19 protein-coding genes are annotated in these 18,153 nt (G+C 69.8%); 15 read left to right on the top strand and 4 right to left on the bottom strand.

What is annotated here, in order from left to right:
• Positions 1-43 precede the first annotated feature (43 nt).
• Positions 44-856 (bottom strand): peptidylprolyl isomerase, encoded by an 813-nt coding sequence (locus MYF83_RS10700; protein ID WP_248960092.1) that lies wholly within the window; start codon positions 854-856, stop codon positions 44-46.
• A gap of 249 nt (positions 857-1,105) precedes the next feature.
• On the opposite strand from MYF83_RS10700, the gene MYF83_RS10695 reads away from it, so the two are divergent.
• The 3 genes from MYF83_RS10695 to aspS all read left to right on the top strand — a co-directional run bounded on the left by MYF83_RS10695 (position 1,106) and on the right by aspS (position 5,105).
• Positions 1,106-1,789: an MBL fold metallo-hydrolase gene (locus MYF83_RS10695; protein WP_248960091.1), complete on the top strand. Its 684-nt coding sequence runs from the start codon at positions 1,106-1,108 to the stop codon at positions 1,787-1,789.
• Positions 1,790-3,049, top strand: coding sequence for a histidine--tRNA ligase (hisS, locus tag MYF83_RS10690; protein WP_248960090.1), 1,260 nt, complete (start codon positions 1,790-1,792; stop codon positions 3,047-3,049).
• A gap of 274 nt (positions 3,050-3,323) precedes the next feature.
• A complete protein-coding gene (aspS, locus tag MYF83_RS10685) occupies positions 3,324-5,105 on the top strand; it encodes an aspartate--tRNA ligase (RefSeq protein ID WP_248960089.1) in 1,782 nt (593 codons plus the stop codon).
• Between the two features lie 70 nt (positions 5,106-5,175).
• Here aspS and MYF83_RS10680 read toward each other — a convergent pair whose 3' ends face one another.
• Positions 5,176-6,084, bottom strand: coding sequence for a peptidylprolyl isomerase (locus MYF83_RS10680; protein WP_248960088.1), 909 nt, complete (start codon positions 6,082-6,084; stop codon positions 5,176-5,178).
• 291 nt (positions 6,085-6,375) lie between these two features.
• On the opposite strand from MYF83_RS10680, the gene MYF83_RS10675 reads away from it, so the two are divergent.
• The 9 genes from MYF83_RS10675 to MYF83_RS10635 all read left to right on the top strand — a co-directional run bounded on the left by MYF83_RS10675 (position 6,376) and on the right by MYF83_RS10635 (position 15,646).
• Complete coding sequence (locus MYF83_RS10675) at positions 6,376-6,837, top strand: DUF2231 domain-containing protein (RefSeq protein WP_248960087.1); 462 nt, start codon at positions 6,376-6,378, stop codon at positions 6,835-6,837.
• Between the two features lie 56 nt (positions 6,838-6,893).
• Positions 6,894-8,210: a replication-associated recombination protein A gene (locus MYF83_RS10670; protein WP_248960086.1), complete on the top strand. Its 1,317-nt coding sequence runs from the start codon at positions 6,894-6,896 to the stop codon at positions 8,208-8,210.
• A 128-nt stretch (positions 8,211-8,338) separates the two neighbouring features.
• On the top strand, positions 8,339-8,731 hold the full coding sequence (locus tag MYF83_RS10665) for a DUF948 domain-containing protein (RefSeq protein ID WP_248960085.1): 393 nt from the start codon (positions 8,339-8,341) through the stop codon (positions 8,729-8,731).
• Positions 8,728-8,979, top strand: a complete 252-nt coding sequence (locus tag MYF83_RS10660) for a DUF6167 family protein (RefSeq protein ID WP_248960084.1) — start codon at positions 8,728-8,730, stop codon at positions 8,977-8,979. Before MYF83_RS10665 ends, MYF83_RS10660 begins: the two co-directional genes overlap by 4 nt.
• Position 8,980: 1 nt before the next feature.
• Positions 8,981-11,653 (top strand): alanine--tRNA ligase, encoded by a 2,673-nt coding sequence (alaS, locus tag MYF83_RS10655; RefSeq protein ID WP_248960083.1) that lies wholly within the window; start codon positions 8,981-8,983, stop codon positions 11,651-11,653.
• Positions 11,654-11,738: 85 nt separating this feature from the next.
• Entirely contained in the window at positions 11,739-12,236 is a 498-nt protein-coding gene (gene ruvX, locus MYF83_RS10650) for a Holliday junction resolvase RuvX (protein ID WP_248960082.1), read from the top strand.
• The gene (mltG, locus tag MYF83_RS10645; RefSeq protein ID WP_248960081.1) at positions 12,233-13,495 is read left to right on the top strand and encodes an endolytic transglycosylase MltG; all 1,263 of its coding nucleotides are present in this window, start codon (positions 12,233-12,235) and stop codon (positions 13,493-13,495) included. The genes ruvX and mltG (MYF83_RS10645) overlap by 4 nt, the downstream gene beginning before the upstream one ends.
• Positions 13,496-13,652: 157 nt before the next feature.
• Positions 13,653-14,816 carry an endolytic transglycosylase MltG gene (gene mltG / locus MYF83_RS10640; protein WP_248960080.1) on the top strand — a complete coding sequence of 388 codons (1,164 nt, stop codon included), beginning with the start codon at positions 13,653-13,655 and terminating at the stop codon, positions 14,814-14,816.
• A complete protein-coding gene (locus MYF83_RS10635; protein WP_248960079.1) occupies positions 14,816-15,646 on the top strand; it encodes a shikimate dehydrogenase in 831 nt (276 codons plus the stop codon). The genes mltG (MYF83_RS10640) and MYF83_RS10635 overlap by 1 nt, the downstream gene beginning before the upstream one ends.
• Here the strand turns inward: MYF83_RS10635 and MYF83_RS10630 are convergent.
• Both MYF83_RS10630 and MYF83_RS10625 read right to left on the bottom strand, forming a co-directional pair.
• Positions 15,621-16,037, bottom strand: coding sequence for a type II toxin-antitoxin system VapC family toxin (locus MYF83_RS10630; RefSeq protein ID WP_248960078.1), 417 nt, complete (start codon positions 16,035-16,037; stop codon positions 15,621-15,623). The genes MYF83_RS10635 and MYF83_RS10630 overlap by 26 nt on opposite strands.
• 2 nt (positions 16,038-16,039) lie before the next feature.
• Positions 16,040-16,291 (bottom strand): type II toxin-antitoxin system Phd/YefM family antitoxin, encoded by a 252-nt coding sequence (locus tag MYF83_RS10625; protein ID WP_248960077.1) that lies wholly within the window; start codon positions 16,289-16,291, stop codon positions 16,040-16,042.
• Between the two features lie 376 nt (positions 16,292-16,667).
• Between MYF83_RS10625 and infC the strand changes: the two genes are divergently transcribed.
• From infC to rplT, 3 genes are all read left to right on the top strand, one after another.
• Positions 16,668-17,291, top strand: coding sequence for a translation initiation factor IF-3 (gene infC / locus MYF83_RS10620; RefSeq protein WP_248960248.1), 624 nt, complete (start codon positions 16,668-16,670; stop codon positions 17,289-17,291).
• 135 nt (positions 17,292-17,426) lie between these two features.
• The gene (gene rpmI / locus MYF83_RS10615; protein ID WP_248960076.1) at positions 17,427-17,621 is read left to right on the top strand and encodes a 50S ribosomal protein L35; all 195 of its coding nucleotides are present in this window, start codon (positions 17,427-17,429) and stop codon (positions 17,619-17,621) included.
• Between the two features lie 24 nt (positions 17,622-17,645).
• Entirely contained in the window at positions 17,646-18,029 is a 384-nt protein-coding gene (gene rplT / locus MYF83_RS10610; protein WP_248960075.1) for a 50S ribosomal protein L20, read from the top strand.
• The last annotated feature ends 124 nt before the right edge of the window (positions 18,030-18,153 follow it).

The following is an 18,153-nucleotide window of genomic DNA, read 5'->3' as shown; positions in this document are numbered from 1 at the left end:
CGAATCAGCCTCCAGGACGCTGTGCGTCCTTGGTTGTATTACGTCAGCTCTTGCCAGAGATTGTCACGTGTTTGATTTCGACCGGGTCCTTGGGAGCCCCCGAGCCGTCGCCCAGGCCGCCCGGCAGCACGCCCTTCTTGCTCACGTCGTCGAGGATTTTGAGCCCCTTTGTGACGGTACCGAACGGGGTGTACTCCGCGGGGAGCTGGAGGTCACCGAAGATGATGAAGAACTGGCTGCCGGTGCTGCCGGGCGCCTGGCTCTTGGCCATGGCCACCACTCCGCGGGTGTACTTGGCGCCGGAGAGGTTCTCCTCGGCCATCCGGTAGCCCGGCCCGCCCTGACCATCGGTCTGGCTCTTGCCGTCGGCCTTGGCCAGCGGGTCGCCGCACTGGAGCATCGGGAAGCTGGCCGGCCCCATGCGGTGGCACTTGGAGCCGTCGAAGAACTTCTTCTTGGCCAGGAATGCCATGGAGTTGACGGTGCAGGGTGCCTTGTCGGTGGCCAGAGCCACCACGATGTCGCCGTGGTTGGTGGCGATGGTCATCGTCTTCGCGGACTTGTCCGGCTTCGCCGGCGGCATGCCGACGTTCTTCGCCGGTGCGCCGTTGGTGTCGGCGACGTAGTCACACGTGCCGGTGGCCGCGTCGTACGGCTTGGGCCCCGCCGCCGCCGAAGGGGCGGCGGAGGCCGAGGCCGAGGCCGAAGGCGAGGCCGCCGCCTCGGTCTTGGAGCCGCCGCCGCCGACCAGCGCGACGGCCGCGAAGATGCCGCCCACCACCACGAGCACGCCCACGGTCGTGCCGAAGATCGCCACGCGCTTCTGCCGAGCCTGCCGCTCGGCGCGTCGCTGCATCTGCCGTTCGTAATGCTCTCGTGCCAGCTGCTTTTGACGGTCCTTGCCGGTCGCCACCGTTGCGCCCTCCCGACTGTCCGAGTTGATCCTGTTTGGCCGCCTCACTGGACGACCGCCACCTTTATGGAGTGGGCGAATCGTATCGGCCCCGGGGTAATGGTTCGCAGCCCGGCGACCCGCACCGGTACCCTTCGGTTACATTCCCATCCGCTTTCCTTGACGAGATCGATCACACCGAGGACCGTTTCCGTGCTCATCGACGGCTTTCCCGCAGGCTCCTTCCAGGCCAACTGCTACGTCGTGGCTCCCGCGGCGGGGGAGGAGTGCGTGATCGTCGACCCAGGTCAGGACGCTGTCAAGGACCTGGACGACCTGCTGCGCGAGCACCGGCTGAAGCCGGTCGCCGTGCTGCTCACGCACGGTCACATCGATCATGTGTGGTCGGTCGCGCCGGTCTGCGGAGCGCGGGATGTGCCCGCCTGGATCCACCCCGAGGATCGCGAGCTGCTGACCGACCCCGGCAAGGGCCTGTCGCTCATGGCCCGCCAGCAGCTCTTCGGCGGGCTGAGGTTCACCGAGCCCGACGACGTTCGCGAGCTGTCGGACGGCGCGGTGCTCGACATCGCCGGCATGGCCATCACGGTCGACCACGCTCCCGGGCATACCAGGGGGTCGGTGACGTTCAGGCTTCCAGGGGAACAGGTGATGTTCTCCGGTGACCTGCTGTTCGCCGGCTCCATCGGCCGCACCGACCTCCCGGGCGGTGACTACCAGACCATCCTGCGGAGTCTGGGCGGCGTCTGCCTGACGCTGCCGGACGACACGACGGTGCTGCCCGGTCACGGACCACAGACGACGATCGGCCGCGAACGCGCCACGAATCCGTATCTCGCCGAGGCGGTGCCGTTCGCGGGCCCAACCAGGGGAATGTAAATGAGCTTTCAGGCGCCCAAGGGCACCTTCGACTGGATGCCGCCGCGCTCCGAGTGGGCACTCATCGTGCGCGACGCGCTGTCCGCGCCCGCCCGCCGTGCGGGCTACGAGTACATCGAGACGCCGGCGTTCGAGGACACCGGCCTGTTCTCGCGCGGGGTCGGCGAGTCGACCGACATCGTGAGCAAGGAGATGTACACCTTCCAGAGCAGGGGCGGCCAGTCCCTGACGCTGCGCCCCGAGGGCACGGCGAGCGTCGTGCGCGCCGTCATCGAGCACGGCCTGTACGGTGGAGCGCTCCCGATCAAGCTTTGGTACTCGGGAAGTTACTTCCGCTACGAAAAGGCCCAGGCCGGCCGCTACCGCCACTTCTCGCAGGTGGGCGCGGAGGCGCTGGGCGCTGAGGACCCGGCTCTGGATGCGGAGCTGATCGTCCTGGCCGCGGACGGCTACGCCTCGCTGGGCCTGAAGAATGTGCGGCTGCTGCTCAACTCGCTCGGCTGCAAGGAGTGCCGCCCCGCGTACCGGGCGGCCCTGCAGGACTTCCTGCGCGGGCTCGACCTTGACGACGCCACTCGCCAGCGCATCGAGATCAACCCGCTGCGGGTGCTCGACGACAAGCGTCCCGAGGTCCAGGCGCAGCTGGTGAACGCGCCCCTCGTGACCGACCACCTCTGTGGGGCCTGCAAGGCCTACCATGAGGAGGTCCGCGGCCTGCTCACCAGCGCCGGGCTGACCTACACGGACGATCCCAAGCTCGTCCGCGGGCTCGACTACTACACGCGGACGACGTTCGAGTTCCTGCACGACGGCCTCGGAGCCCAGTCCGCGGTCGGCGGGGGAGGACGCTACGACGGCCTGAGCGAGATGATCGGCGGCCCGCCTTTGCCCAGCGTCGGGTGGGCGCTCGGGGTCGACCGTACGGTCCTCGCGATGGAGGCCGAAGGTTTGCTCGCGGAGCGGGCCAGGCACATCGACGTATTCGCCATCCCCCTGGGCGAAGAGGCCAAGCGGCGGATCTTCCCGCTGGTCGGCAAGCTGCGCCGGGCAGGCGTTTCGGTGGACATGGCCTTCGGCGGCCGGGGTGTCAAGGGCGCCATGAAGGCCGCCGACCGGAGCGGCGCCCGCTACGCCCTGATCCTCGGCGAGCGAGATCTCGAGGCGGAAGCCGTACAACTGAAGGATCTGGCGAGCGGCGAGCAGACCGCCGTACCACTCGCCGAGATCGTCGCGACGTTGAAGGAGAAACTGACCACTTGACCTCCTCCCCTCGTGAACGAGGGAGATTCCCACGGTCACCCGTGAGCTTTCCTGCTTCCCTGCCGGTTGCCCGCCAGAGAGGACTCTCCTTGAGGTCTTACACCAGCTCCACAGGCGTTTCACCTCTCCGCCGGCCCGGCGGCGAGGGGAGTGCCGGTCATGCATGTGGCGGCTTGGTTGTCGCCACCGCCGAACACATTAACGAATCATGCGGCACCACGCCGCGTTTTTCTCCCTGCCTGAAGGCGGGGCTCTCCACGCTCAAGGAGTTTCGATGATCCGCACGCACACCGCCGGATCGCTGCGCAAGGAGCACGCCGGCCAGCAGGTGACGCTGGCCGGATGGGTGGCACGCCGCCGGGACCACGGCGGCGTGGTGTTCATCGACCTGCGCGACGCGTCCGGTTCTGCGCAGGTGGTCTTCCGCGAGGAGGACCACGCGCACGACCTCCGCTCGGAGTACTGCGTCAGGATCGTCGGAGAGGTCCGCACCCGCCCCGCGGGCAACGAGAACCCCGATCTGCCGACCGGCGAGATCGAGGTCGTCGCCTCGGAGGTCGAGGTGCTGAGCGAGTCCGCGCCGCTGCCGTTCCCGATCGAGGGCGGCACGGGCGTCTCTGAGGAGGCGCGGCTGAAGTACCGCTACCTGGACATGCGCCGCCAGCAGGTCGGCAACGCCCTGCGCACCCGCTCGACGGCCACCTATCTGGCCCACGATGTCATGCGCGAGCACGGCTTCGTGTACGTCGAGACGCCCGACCTCACCCGGTCCACGCCCGAGGGCGCTCGTGACTTCCTGGTGCCGGTGCGGCTGCAGCCGGGCAGCTGGTACGCGCTGCCGCAGTCGCCGCAGCTGTTCAAGCAGCTGCTCATGGTGGGCGGGCTGGAGCGCTACTACCAGCTGGCCCGCTGCTTCCGCGACGAGGACCTGCGCGCCGACCGGCAGCCGGAGTTCACCCAGATCGACGTCGAGATGTCGTTCGTGGACCAGGACGACGTCATCGCCCTCGGCGAGGCGCTGATCGGCCGCATCTGGAAGGAGACGGTGGGGTACGAGCTGCCCACGCCGCTTCCCCGGCTGACCTACGCCGACGCGATGGCCCGCTTCGGCTCCGACAAGCCCGACCTGCGGTTCGGCTGCGAGCTGGTCGAGATGACCGGCTACTTCGCCGACACCCCGTTCCGGGTGTTCCAGGCGCCCTATGTCGGCGCGGTCGTCATGCCCGGCGGCGCGTCCCAGACCCGCAAGGAGCTGGACGGCTGGCAGGACTGGGCCAAGGCCCGCGGGGCCAGGGGCCTCGCGTACGTGCTGGTCCTGCCGGACGGCGAGCTCGGCGGCCCGGTCGCCAAGAACCTCTCGGAGAAGGAGCGCGCCGGGCTGGCCGAGGCCGCGGGCGCCTCCGTGGGCGACGCGGTGTTCTTCGCCGCGGGCCCGCAGGGCCCCTCGCGCGAGCTGCTGGGCGCCGCGCGCCTGGAGATCGGGCGGCGCTGCGGCCTCATCGACGAGTCCCAGTGGAGCTTCCTGTGGGTCGTCGACGCGCCGATGTTCGAGCCGGTGCTCGACGAGGTGGGCCGGCAGATCGGCTGGACGGCCGTGCACCACCCGTTCACCGGTCCGAAGCCCGAGTGGGCCGAGACCTTCCAGGACCACCCCGGTGAGGCCCTGGCGTACGCCTACGACATGGTGTGCAACGGCATGGAGATCGGCGGCGGCTCGATCCGTATCCACCGGGCCGAGATGCAGCAACGGGTCTTCGAGGTGCTGGGCATCTCCAAGGAGGAGGCCGAGAGCAAGTTCGGCTTCCTGCTGGAGGCGTTCAAGTACGGCCCGCCCCCGCACGGCGGCATCGCCTACGGCTGGGACCGCGTCTGCATGCTGCTCTCGGGCGGCGAGTCGATCCGCGACGTCATCGCCTTCCCGAAGACCGCCTCGGGGTTCGACCCGCTGACGGCGGCTCCCACGCCGATCACCCCCGAACAGCGCAAGGAGGCCGGGGTCGACGCCGTGCGCGCCCCCGCGGCCGCCTCGGCGGCGGGGAAGGCCGCGGAGGCCTGACCGGCGCGCCGTTCCGACGGCCGAGCCCCGGCGCGCGTGGCGCGCCGGGGCTCGTTCCGTTCCGCGGGTTCTAGCGGGTGACCTTCACGTCCTTGATGATCACCGGGAGCTTGGGGGCGTTGGATCCCTCGCCCCTGACGTCGGCCAGGGGGTCGCCGTTGAAGGGGATGATGCCGCCCTTGGCGATCTTGTCCACGATGTCCATGCCCTTGACCACGACGCCGAACGGGGTGAAGGCGGCGCCCGACGCGGTCAGCTGGGTGTTCTCGTCGGAGAAGGAGAAGAAGAACTGGCTGCCGTTGGAGTTGGCGTCCTCCGAGGCCTGCGCCATCGCCACCGTGCCCCTGCCGAGCGGGATGCCGCCGAGGTTCTCGTCGTCGAACAGGTACCCCGGGCCGCCCGTGCCGTCCGCGGCTCTCTTGCCGTCGGCCTTGGCCAGCGGGTCGCCGCACTGCAGCAGGCCGAGGCCGACGGTCTCCGGTGTGGCCAGGCGGTGGCAGCGCGTGTTGTCGAAAAAGTTCTTCTTGGCGAGGAACTCGAAGGAGTTGATCGTGCACGGCGCCTGCGCGGTGGCGAGCTCGATGACGATCGTCCCCTGGTTGGTGACGACGGTCATGTTCTTCGCCTTCAGATCCGGTTTCGACGGCGGACGGCCCACATTCTTGGCCAGGCCTCCGCTGTCGTCCTTGCGGTAGGTGCAGGTCACGCCCGTCGGGTTGGCCGTCGTGCTGGGCAGCGCGGCCGGAGCGGAGACATCGGCCGAGGCGGAGGCGGACGGGCTGGCGGCGGCGGCCGGCTTGGTGTCCTCCTTGTTCCCCATGAGCGTGGTGGCGGCGAAGATGCCGCCGGCCACGATGACCAGCCCCACGCCGGCGCCGATGAACGTGTTCCGCTTGGACGTGCCGGTGGTCTTGGCGCGCTGTTCCTGCCGCTCGCGGTGCTCCCGTGCCAGCTGGGTCTGGCGATCCACGTCGGTCACGGTATGCCTTCCATTTGCCGATAGATGACTTGATGTGCTCGGGAATCGTACCGGCCTTTACGTCGAGCCCGTATAAAACGCCGAGTTGGCGCTCCTCCGTCGGCGGCCGTCCGGACGGGGTGTCATTGCTGCGGGGAAAGTTGCTACGGGGAATTCTTTACGATGGCTTGATGCCCCCTTCGCGAGCATGAGGGCGTGTGCGTGGGCCGGGGGGACCGCGCGACCCGTTCTTGGAGAACCCCTTGCCGGCCGTATCCGTATAGGAGACGAGCCACCGACAGGAGTCATGACATGTTCGACCAGATTCTCGGGCTTCCCGCCCACCCCCTGATGATCCACGCCGCAGTGATCTTCATCCCGCTGCTCGCCCTGGGCTCGGTGGTGTACGGGGTCGTCCCCCGGGTGCGTCCCTCCATCGCCTGGGCCGTGGTGCTCCTGGCGATCGCCGCCCCGGTGACCGCCTTCGTGGCCAAGGAGAGCGGCGAGGCGTTCCTGGAGAGGATGTTCGCGGCCGGACTGCCAGAGGGCGCGCTCGGGCAGCGGATCACCGAGCACGAGAGCTACGCCGGCCCGCTGGTCCTCAGCTCGTTCGGCCTCGCGGTCAGCTCGCTCCTGCTCGTCTACTCCTCCCGCAAGCTCGGCAAGACGACCACCGCGATCCTGACCGTGGTGACCGTGGTGCTCGCCCTCGCCGCCGGGTACTACGTCGCGCGGGCCGGCCACTCCGGCGCCACGGCGGCCTGGGCCCGCTGACCGCGCCCCCGCCACGGGCGCCGTGGGCCCTCCCGCACCGGCGGTAGTGTCGACGCGTGGAGAGTTTGTTCGACTCGGCGGCGGAGGAGGCCCACAAGGGCCAGGAGCCGCTCGCGGTGCGCATGCGGCCGCGCACCCTCGACGAGGTGATCGGCCAGCGCCATCTGCTCGGCCAGGGCACGCCGCTGCGCCGGCTCGTCGAGAGCGAGGCCCCCATGTCGCTGTTCCTGTGGGGCCCGCCGGGCACCGGCAAGACCACGCTCGCCTACGTCGTCGCAGGCGTCACCAAGCGCCGGTTCGTCGAGGTGTCGGCCGTCTCGGCGGGGGTCAAGGAGGTCCGGGCGGCCATCGACCAGGCCAAGCGGGAGCTCGGCATGACCGGCCGCCAGACGGTCCTGTTCGTCGACGAGGTGCACCGCTTCAACAAGGCCCAGCAGGACGCCCTGCTGCCCGCCGTGGAGAACCGCTGGGTCACCTTCATCGGGGCCACCACGGAGAACCCCTTCTTCTCGGTGATCTCGCCGCTGCTGTCCCGCTCGCTGCTGCTGACGCTGGAGTCGCTGTCGGAGGCCGACGTCCGGGTGGTCCTCGACCGCGCCGTGGGCGACCCGCGCGGCCTGTCCGGCCGGGTGAGCCTCGCGCCGGAGGCGATGGAGCACCTGGTCCGCCTGGCCGGGGGAGACGCGCGCCGCTCGCTCACCTATCTGGAGGCGGCGGCGCTGCTCGTCCCCGAGGGCGAGATCACCGTGGAGACCGTCGAGAAGGCGGTCGACAAGGCGGCCGTGCGCTACGACAGGCAGGGCGACCAGCACTACGACGTCATCAGCGCGTTCATCAAGAGCATGCGCGGCTCCGACGTCGACGCGGCCCTGCACTACCTCGCGCGCATGATCGAGGCGGGGGAGGATCCCCGGTTCCTGGCCCGCCGCATCATGATCTTCGCCTCCGAGGACGTCGGCATGGCCGACCCCACCTGCCTGCAGGTCGCGGTCGCCGCGGCCCAGGCCGTGCAGATGATCGGCCTGCCGGAGGGCCGGCTCAACCTGGCCCAGGCGGTCATCCACTGCGCGCTGGCCCCGAAGTCCAACGCCGTCATCAAGGCGATCGGCGCCGCCGCGGACGACGTCCGCAAGGGCCTGATCGGCCAGGTGCCCGGCCACCTGCGCGACGCCCACTACCCGGGCGCGGCCAAACTCGGCCATGGCAAGGGCTACCAGTACCCCCACGACTTCGAGCACGGCCTGGTACGGCAGGACTACGCGCCCGAGGAGATCCGCGCCCGCCGCTACTACGAACCGACCCGCCACGGTGCCGAGGCGCACTTCGCCGACCGGTGGGCCAAGATCCGCGAGTTCCTGCGCGGCCGCCAGTGACCATTTGGCGACCTCGCGAAGTGGCGCGCTGAGCGCGGGCACCGCGCCCCGGCGCGATAGGGTCTCTGCATTCCACCGCCCCAGCCGGGCCGGACATCCGTAGGTCACCTACGAGGGGACGCATCGACATGCTTACCGCGGGAGAGGTCGCCGGCCTCATCGTCGCCATGTTCTGGGCGATATTGGTGTGCTTTCTTGCAGTGGTGCTGGTGAGGCTGGCCCGGCTGCTCACCCAGACCACCAAGATGGTCGCCGACCTCAACGACCGGGTCATCCCGCTGCTGGACGACGTCAGCGTCACGGTCGCGGAGACCAACCGCCAGCTGGTCGCGGTCGAGGCCATCGCGGTCGACATGAAACAGGTCAGCGGCAACATGGTGAAGGTCACCGGCGTCGCCTCGGCGCTGCTGGCCCGTCCGCTGATCAGGGTCGCGGCTCTGCTGCACGCCCTGCGCGCGGCCCTCACCGGGCGCCGCGGACGCGCGGTGTCCCACTCGGGCGGCGGGCGGTGGCGCCCGTGATCCGCCGGCTGTTCTACATGGCCCTGGGCGCGTACATCGCGGTCTGGGTGATGCGTAAGCTGCAAGCGTTGAAGCCCGACCACATCGCCCGCCGCGCGGCCGATCGCGCCGTGGGCCTGGCGGGCGAGGCCCGCCTGTTCGCCGACGAGGTCCGCCGCCTTTCGGCCGGCAGGGAAACCGAGTTGCGAGCGCGGTTCGGACTCGACACCCTCAAAGAAACCCACTACGACGTAAAGGACGGCCGCTGAGATGGAGTCGGCAGAGATCGCCCGCCGCTTCCTGCGCTTCTTCGAGGAGCGCGGTCACACTGTCGTGCCCTCGGCCAGTCTTGTCGCAGAGGACCCGACGCTGCTGCTGGTCAACGCGGGCATGGTGCCCTTCAAGCCGTACTTCCTCGGTCAGAAGAAGCCGCCGTACCCTCGGGCGGCCAGTGCCCAGAAGGTCGTGCGCACCCTCGACATCGACGAGGTCGGCAAGACGACCCGGCACGCCAGCTTCTTCCAGATGCTCGGCAACTTCTCCTTCGGCGACTACTTCAAGGAGCAGGCCCTCCCGTACGCCTGGGAGCTGCTGACCAAGCCCGAGTCCGAGGGCGGCTTCGGCTTCCCCGAGGAGCGCCTCTGGGTCACCGTCTACCACGACGACGACGAGGCCTACGACATCTGGCACAACAAGGTCGGCATCCCCGCCGAGCGCATCCAGCGCCGCGGTCTGGCGGACAACTACTGGCACATGGGCGTGCCGGGTCCGGGCGGCCCCTGCTCCGAGATCTACTACGACCGCGGCCCCGAGTACGGCAAGGAAGGCGGCCCGGTCGCCGACGAGAACCGCTACCTCGAGGTGTGGAACAACGTCTTCATGCAGTTCCAGCTCAGCACGGTGCGCAGCAAGGTCGACTTCGACGTCGCCGGAGAGCTGCCCGCCAAGAGCGTCGACACCGGCATGGGCCTCGAGCGCATGGCGGCGATCCTGCAGGGCGTCGACAACATCTACGAGATCGACACCACCTACAAGATCCTCGACAGGGCGGCCGAGCTCACCAAGTCCCGCTACGGCCGGAACGCCCGCGCGGACGTCTCGCTGCGTGTCATCGCCGACCACCTGCGGGCCGGCGTCATGCTCGTGGGCGACGGCGTGCTGCCCTCCAACGAGGGCCGGGGCTACGTGTTGCGCCGCATGCTGCGCCGCGCGATCCGCAACCTGCGCCTGCTCGGCTCGGGCGAGGAGCGCTACATGCACGAGCTCACCGCCACGACGATCGAGGCGATGGGCCAGCAGTACCCCGAGCTCAAGGGCGACGCCGCCAACATCCACATGGTGATCGACGCCGAGGAGGTCTCCTTCCTCGGCACCCTGCGCACCGGCACCGCCATCTTCGACGCGGCGGTCGAGGAGAACAAGCGCAAGGGCGTCACCACGCTGGCCGGCGGCCAGGCGTTCCAGCTGCACGACACCTACGGCTTCCCGATCGACCTGACGCTGGAGATGGCCGCCGAGCAGGGCCTGCAGGTCGACGAGGACGGCTTCCGCCGCCTGATGAACGAGCAGCGCGACCGCGCCAAGGCCGACTCCGTGGCCAAGAAGACCGGCAACGCCGACATCTCCGTGCTCGGCGAGATGCTCGACCGGGCCGGCAAGGTCGAGTTCCTCGGCTACGACCAGACCACGGCCGAGGCCGGCGTCATCGGCGTGCTCGTCGACGGGGTCTCGGTCCCGGCGGCCGGCGCGGGCACCACCGTGGAGATCGTGCTCGACCGCACCCCCTTCTACGCCGAGGGCGGCGGCCAGCTGTCCGACCAGGGGATCATCCGCACCGGCGAAGCCCAGGTCGAGATCGTCGACGTGCAGTCGCCGTTCGCCGGGCTGGTCGTGCACCGCGGCAAGGTCACCGGCGGTGAGATCCGCGTGGGAGACCAGGCGCAGGCCGAGATCGACATCGAGCGCCGACGGGCGATCTCGCGCAGCCACACCGCGACCCACCTGGTGCACCGCGGGTTCCGCAACGCGCTCGGCGAGAGCGCGGCCCAGGCCGGCTCGGAGAACTCCCCTGGGCGCTTCCGGTTCGACTTCACCGCGGCCGGAGCCGTCCCCCCGACCGTGCTGCGGGACGTCGAGGACGAGGTCAACGCGATCCTGATCAACGACCTGAAGGTCCACGCCTACCACACCTCGCTCAGCGAGGCCCGTTCGATGGGCGCGCTGGCGCTCTTCGGCGAGAAGTACGGCGACGAGGTCCGCATCGTCGAGGTCGGCGACTACTCCCGCGAGCTGTGCGGCGGCACCCACGTCGCGAGCTCCGGCCAGCTGGGCCTGGTCAAGGTGCTGGGCGAGGCCTCCATCGGCGCCGGCGTGCGCCGGGTCGAGGCCCTGGTCGGCATCGACGCCTTCCGGTTCCTCGCCCGCGAGAGCGTGCTGGTCGCCCAGATCAGCGAGCAGCTCAAGGCCCGGCGCGAGGAGCTGCCCGAGCGTGTCGAGGGCATCGTCACCCGCCTGCGCACGGCCGAGCGGGAGCTTGAGAGGCTCCGCTCGGCCCAGGTGCTCGCGGTGGCGGGCGAGCTGGCGGCCTCCGCCCGCGACGTCGAGGGCGTCTCGGTCGTGACCCACCGCGCGCCTGACGGCACTTCGGCCGATGACCTGCGTAAACTCGCCCTAGACGTGCGCGGCCGGTTCCCCGGTGACCGCGCTGCGATGATCGTGATCGCCGGGGTTCCCGCCGACCGGCCGGTCGTGGTCGCCGCTGTGAACGATGCGGGGCGCGCCCGGGGACTCAAGGCCGGGAGACTGGTCGGCGTCGCCGCCAAGGCACTTGGGGGTGGCGGTGGCGGTAAGGACGACGTCGCGCAGGGCGGTGGAGCGCGGCCTGAGGCGATCGGCGAGGCGCTCGGCGCCGTCGAGCACGCGATCCAGGAGGCGCTCTCCTGAACATGGACGCCCAGCGGGCACCGTGCCACGCCGGCAGGCGGCGGCAGGGTGCCCGCTCATCCGCGTGGCACGGCCGGAGGCCGTGGTGAGGCGCGGCGTCCGCCTCGGCGTCGACGTGGGATCGGTCCGCGTCGGCGTGGCCCGCAGCGACCCGTCGGGGCTGCTGGCGACCCCGGTCGAGACCGTGCGCCGGGGAAAGGGCGACCTCGACCGCATCGCCGCGATCGCGGGCGAGCACGAGGCGATGGAGATCGTCGTCGGCCTGCCCACCTCCCTGTCCGGCCGTGAGAGCCACGCGGCGGCCGCCGCGCGCGAGTTCGCCGGCCGGCTGGCCGTGCGGCTCGCGCCGACGCCGGTCCGCCTGTACGACGAGCGGCTGACCACCGTGACCGCGCAGCAGGGGCTGCGGGCGAGCGGGGTCAAGGCCAAGAACCAGCGAGGGGTGGTCGACCAGGCCGCGGCCGTGGTGCTGCTGCAGGCCGCCCTGGACGCCGAGCGGGCGAGCGGCGCCCCGCCGGGCAGACCCGTCGAGCCGCCGGGGCAGCGCCCCGGTGGGGAATCGAGCGCCGGGCCGGCGAGGTGAGCCGGCCCGCGGGGCCGGGTGCGGACGGTCCCGACGCGCAGGACGGGCCTGAGCGTCCCGACGACTTCGACGGCCCGGACGGCGGCCCCGGTGGCCGTGAGCGGCCCGGTGCCCCTCCGGGAGGCCCCGACAGCCCAGACGACGCCGACGACCCGGGCGACCTGATCGCGTTCACCGAGGACGACGCCCCGGAGGGCGACGACGAGCGCCGGGCCGGGCGCGGCCGGCGCGGGCTGCTGATGCTCATCGGCGGCGGCAGCGCGGTGCTGGTCGCGGCCGGGCTGGCCGGCGCGCTCGCCCTGTTCGGGCCGCTGATGGCGCCGGAGGACTTCGAGGGCAACGGGTCGGTGCCCGTCGCGGTGGAGATCGTCCCCGGCGCCAGCGCGGCGGAGATCGCCGACGTCCTCACCAAGGCGGAGGTCGTGGCCGGCCCCCGCTCCTTCATCCGCGTGGTCGAGGAGCGCGGCCAGGCGGGCAGCCTGCGGCCGGGCCGCTATCTGCTGCGCAAGCGCATGGCCGCCGCCTCGGCGCTGGACCTGCTGCTCGCGCCGCAGTCGCGTATCCGCAAGCGGGTGACGGTTCCCGAAGGGCTGCGCGCGGTGGAGACGGTCGCCCGCCTGGCCCAGGGCTCGGGGCTGCCGGCCGCCGAACTGGCCAAGGTCATCGCCCGCCCGGCCGATCTGGGGCTGCCCGCCTACGCCAAGAACACCGTCGAGGGCTTCCTGTTCCCCGCGACCTACGACATCGAGTCCTCGACGACGCCACGCGACCTGATGCGCTCGACGGTCCGCCGGTTCAAGCGGGCCGCCACCCACGTGGGGCTGGAGGCGGGCGCGGCCCAGCACCGTCTCACTCCGCGTGACGTGGTCGTCGTCGCGAGCATCGTGCAGGCGGAAGGAGGCAGGGACAGCGACTATCCGAAGATCGCCAGAGTCATCTACAATCGCCTCGCGTCCGGAGCCAAGCTGGAGATGGACAGCACGGTGATGTACGGCCTGGGCAAGCACGGCATCGTGGCGTCGAACGCCGAGATCAAGCGCGACACCCCGTACAACACCTACATGCATCCCGGGCTGCCACCCGGGCCGATCAGCAACCCCGGCGAGGCGGCGCTCCGTGCGGCGCTTCATCCGGCTAAGGGTGATTGGTACTGGTTTGTCACGATCGACCCACAGCATAGAATCACGAAATTCACTGACAAAGAGAGTGAGTTCGTGAAATACCGAGAAGAGCTGAACAAACGGCTCGGGCAGCACTGATGCCCGGCGGGACAGCCACCTCCTCCCGTACGCGCCCGGTGACCCGGGCCGGCGCGACCCCGGGCGTGGCAGTGACCACCTGTCCGGGAGGTCCCACCAATTTGGGGCACTCGCTTGACGACAGGCCGGTCCGACCGGGAGATTGGCGAGCGCACCTATGAACGATCTCGACCTCGATAGTCTGCTGGGTGCCGGGGACGACGAAGGTCCCCGGCGCAGGTCCCGTGGTTCCAGGACGGCCCGCAGCCGCAGCAGGAAGCGCCAGCGCCGGCAGCGCCGCAAGGGTTTCGTGGCGTTCCTCCTCGCGATGGTCATCATCGTGGGCGTCCTCGGCGTCGGCGGCTACTACGGCTACCAATGGATCCGCGGCGTGGCGGTGCCCAAGGACTTCGCCGGGCAGGGCTCCGGCGAGGTGCTCGTGGAGATCAAGGAAGGCCAGAGCGCCACCGAGGTGGCCCAGACCCTCGTCGACCAGGGTGTGGTCGCGAGCGAGCGGGCGTTCATCAACGCCATCGGCGCCGCGGGCAAGAGCGCCTCCCTCCAGCCGGGGGAGTACAAGCTGCGCAAGGGCATGGCCGCCGCCAGCGCCGTCCCCCTCCTGGACCCCAAGCGGCGGCTGCAGACCACCTTGACCGTGCCTGAGGGGCTGCGGCTCTCCCAGATCCTGGAGAAGCTGTCGACCGCCACCGGCCGGCCGGTGCGGGAGTTCGAGAAGGCCGCCATGAACGGCAAGGAGCTCGGCCTGCCGTCCTACGCCAAGGGCAAGCTCGAAGGCTTCGCCTTCCCGGCGACCTACGAGGTCTCGCCCAAGGCCGCCCCCGACGACCTGCTGGCTTCGATGGTCACGCGCTTCGACCGCGCCGCCGAGGACACCAACCTGGAGGCCGGCGCCAGGCGGATCGGCCACACCCCTCTGGAGGTGCTGACGATCGCCAGCATCGTGCAGGCCGAGTCGGGCAGCAAGCGTGACATGGCCAAGGTCGCCCGGGTGATCTACAACCGGCTCAACCGGACGCCGCCGATGCTGCTCCAGATGGACAGCACCGTCATGTACGGCCTGAAGAAGTTCAACGTCGCGGCCACCCACGAAGAGCTCAAGAGCAAGTCCCCGTACAACACCTACGCACGCCCAGGCCTGCCGCCGGGCCCGATCTGCAACCCCGGAGTCGACGCCATCAGGGCCACGCTCAAGCCGGCCGACGGCCCCTGGCTGTTCTTCGTGACCACCGACACCAAGCGGGGCATCACCAAGTTCACCGACTCGCAGGCCGAGCACGACAAGTACGTCGAGGAGTTCAACAGGAACCAGGCGGCCAACTGATGGAGCGGCGCGCCGCCGTGCTCGGGTCCCCGATCGCCCACTCGCTCTCGCCGTGCCTGCACCGCGCCGCCTACCAGGCTCTCGGCCTGCGGGGCTGGCGGTACGACGCGATCGAGTGCGACGAGCGGGGCCTCGCCGGGCTGCTGGCCACGATGGGTCCCGAGTGGGCCGGGCTGTCGCTGACCATGCCGCTCAAGCGGGCTGTGCTGCCGCTGCTGGACACCGTGGCCGAGCTCGCCGTGCAGGTCGGTGGGGTCAACACCGTGGTGTTCCGCGACGGCGCCAGGCACGGCGAGAACACCGACGTCCACGGCATCGTGTGCGCCCTCGCCGAGTCGGGGGTCACGGCCCCGCGCGCGGCGACGATCCTCGGCGGCGGCGCGACGGCCGGCTCCACGCTGGCCGCGCTGCGCGAACTCGGCCTTCCGGAGGCGACGCTGGTCGTCCGCGACCGGTCGCGGGCGAGGGAGACCGAGGAGGTCGCCGACCGGCTCGGCATGGCCCTGGCCGTGCGCACCTTCGACGATCTCGCCGCCGCCCTCGACACGGACCTGGTGGTCTCGACGCTGCCGTCGGGCGCCGCCGACGCCTACGCGGAGGCGCTGGCCGTCGTCCCGGCCGTCTTCGACGTGGTCTACGCCCCTTGGCCCACGCGGCTGGCGCGCGCCGTGCATGACAAGGGCGGCACGGTGGTCGGCGGGTTCGCCATGCTGCTCCACCAGGCCGTGCGCCAGGTGGAGCTGTACACGGGTCGGACGGGCGTCCCGGTAGTGGCCGTACGCGCCGCCGGCGAGGCCGAGCTCCTCAGACGATCGGCTCGAACGGATTGAGCACCCGCACCCCGGTGCGTTCGAAGTCCTTCACGTTACGGGTGACCATGGTCCAGCCATTCGCCCTGGCGGTCGCGGCCAGCAGGCCGTCCACCAGCGGCAGCGGATCGGGCGCGTTCAGTGATCCCCACTCTTCTGCGATGTCGGCAGTGACAGGGACGATGCGGTCGATGAACTCGTGCCGCAGGCGTGCCAGCCAGGTCTCGTAGACGGCCGCCTGGGAGGGGTCGCGCGCTCGCAGACGTTCGATGCCTTGGCGGATCTCGCCGAGGACCATCACGCTGATGTACAGAGTCGTACCGGGTACGACATCGAGCCACTCTTCGACGCGGGGATTCGGCCGCCGCTTGGTGACCTCGCACGCGACGTTGGTGTCCAGAAGGAATGCCATGGTCAGCCGTCCAGGTCCACGGTGCGGATCGGGTCGTCCGATCGCCGGATGTCGAGCATGCTCAGGTCGGGTGCGGACCTCAGGAACTCCTTGAAGTCCGGCGCGCCGTGCGCCATGCGACGGTATTCGGCGATGTCGATGATGACGGCGACCTCCTCCCCGTGCCGGGTGACGATCTGCGGCCCCTCGTCGTGCGCCTGGCGGATGACCTCGCTGAAGCGCTGCTTCGCCTCCTGCAGTTGCCACTGGCCCATGAGACCCCCACCCTCCGTCTAGTCTGTCTAGATTTACAGGATCAACTTTAGCAGCCGATCCTGTTTCGTGTCCGGTTAATCACGAAGAGTGAGACGCGCGGGGGATGATTCGGCCGGTGTCCGGTGTTGTGGTAACGTAGCTGCTTGATCGGTCCGGCATGGCTGCTGGACGCGCAAGCGGAGGTCTTCCTCCCACCTGCTCGACCGGAAGGTCGACGGGTCAAGGATCACTACCGGACTTCTCCGGGGAGCTCTTGATCGATCTGAGAGCTCGGTGGCCCCGCATGCGCGACGTGCGGGGCTTTTCGCTTTTGGCGACAAACCCCACGCACGGTCGAGCACATACGCGGAAAATGCCAGGTACCTAGGAGGTCCCATCAGCACTGAGCCCCGCATCAACGAGCGTATTCGTGTGCCCGAGGTCCGCCTCGTCGGCCCGAACGGCGAGCAGGTCGGCATCGTCTCCATCGGGGACGCGCTGAAGCTGGCCCAGGAGTCCGACCTCGACCTGGTAGAGGTCGCGGCCACGGCTCGTCCGCCCGTGTGCAAGCTCATGGACTACGGCAAGTTCAAGTACGAGTCAGCCATGAAGGCACGCGAGGCGCGCCGCAACCAGGCGCACACGATCATCAAGGAGATCAAGCTCCGGCCGAAGATCGACCCGCATGACTACGAGACCAAGAAGGGTCACGTCGTGCGGTTCCTCAAAGCGGGGGACAAGGTCAAGGTCACGATCATGTTCCGTGGACGTGAGCAGTCCCGTCCCGAGCTGGGTTTCCGGCTGCTGCAGAGGCTGGCGGAGGACGTGACGGAGCTCGGCTTCGTCGAGTCCCAGCCCAAGCAGGACGGCCGAAACATGATCATGGTGATCGGGCCGCACAAGAAGAAGGCCGAGGCCAAGGCCGAGCGGGCCGCGGCTCGCGCGAGGACCGGCGACGCCGCAGAGGGCGACATGGACCTCGACGCGGAAATGGCGCGGGCATCGGAACCGCAGGAGTGACGCCCCCCGCCTGACGACCCGGCGGGAAGCGACTGGACACCGAGACCGGGTGGGGTGCCACAGCCGGGCATGCGCCTGGCTGGGGTACCTTGACCCGGGATATCGGCACGGACGAACGAGGGAGAGACGGCTGACATGCCGAAGATGAAGACGCACAGCGGTGCGAAGAAGCGATTCCGCCTCAGCGGAAGCGGCAAGATCATTCGCCGGCGTGCGAACCGTGCCCACTACAACGAGCACAAGGCGTCCACGGTGACGCGCCGTCTGAAGCCTGAGGTCGTCATGTCCGATGCCGACACCAAGAAGATCAAGAAGCTGCTCGGCAAGTAACCGAACCCCCGGGGAGATAGAACAATGGCACGCGTAAAGCGGGCGCTCAACGCCAAGAAGAAGCGCCGCGTCGTCCTCGAGCGGGCGAGTGGTTACCGGGGTCAGCGGTCGAGGCTGTACCGCAAGGCCAAGGAGCAGATGCTCCACTCACTGACCTACGCCTACCGTGACCGCAAGGACAAGAAGGGCGCTTTCCGGCGTCTTTGGATCCAGCGGATCAACGCCGCGGCGCGCGCGAACGGCATCACCTACAACCGGTTCATCCAGGGCCTCAAGGCCGCCGGTGTCGAGGTGGACCGCAAGATCCTCGCTGATCTGGCCGTCAACGACAGCCAGACCTTCGCGTCGCTCGCCGAGACCGCCAGGAAGGCGCTTCCGGCCGACGTGAACGCGCCGGTCGCCAGCTGATCCGGCGCACGGCTCAAGTGGACGACTCGTTCTCTCGCGGAGCGGGTCGTCCACTGTTTTGCGGGGCCGTCTCCGTGATCGAACCGCACGGGGGCTGTAACGGTTCGGGAGTTCGAAAGGGGGG

This window comes from Sphaerisporangium perillae, assembly GCF_023276435.1.
Lineage (GTDB): Bacteria > Actinomycetota > Actinomycetes > Streptosporangiales > Streptosporangiaceae > Sphaerisporangium > Sphaerisporangium perillae.
Note: the sequence above shows the minus strand (reverse complement) of the source record. Positions and strands in the feature narration are given on the sequence as shown.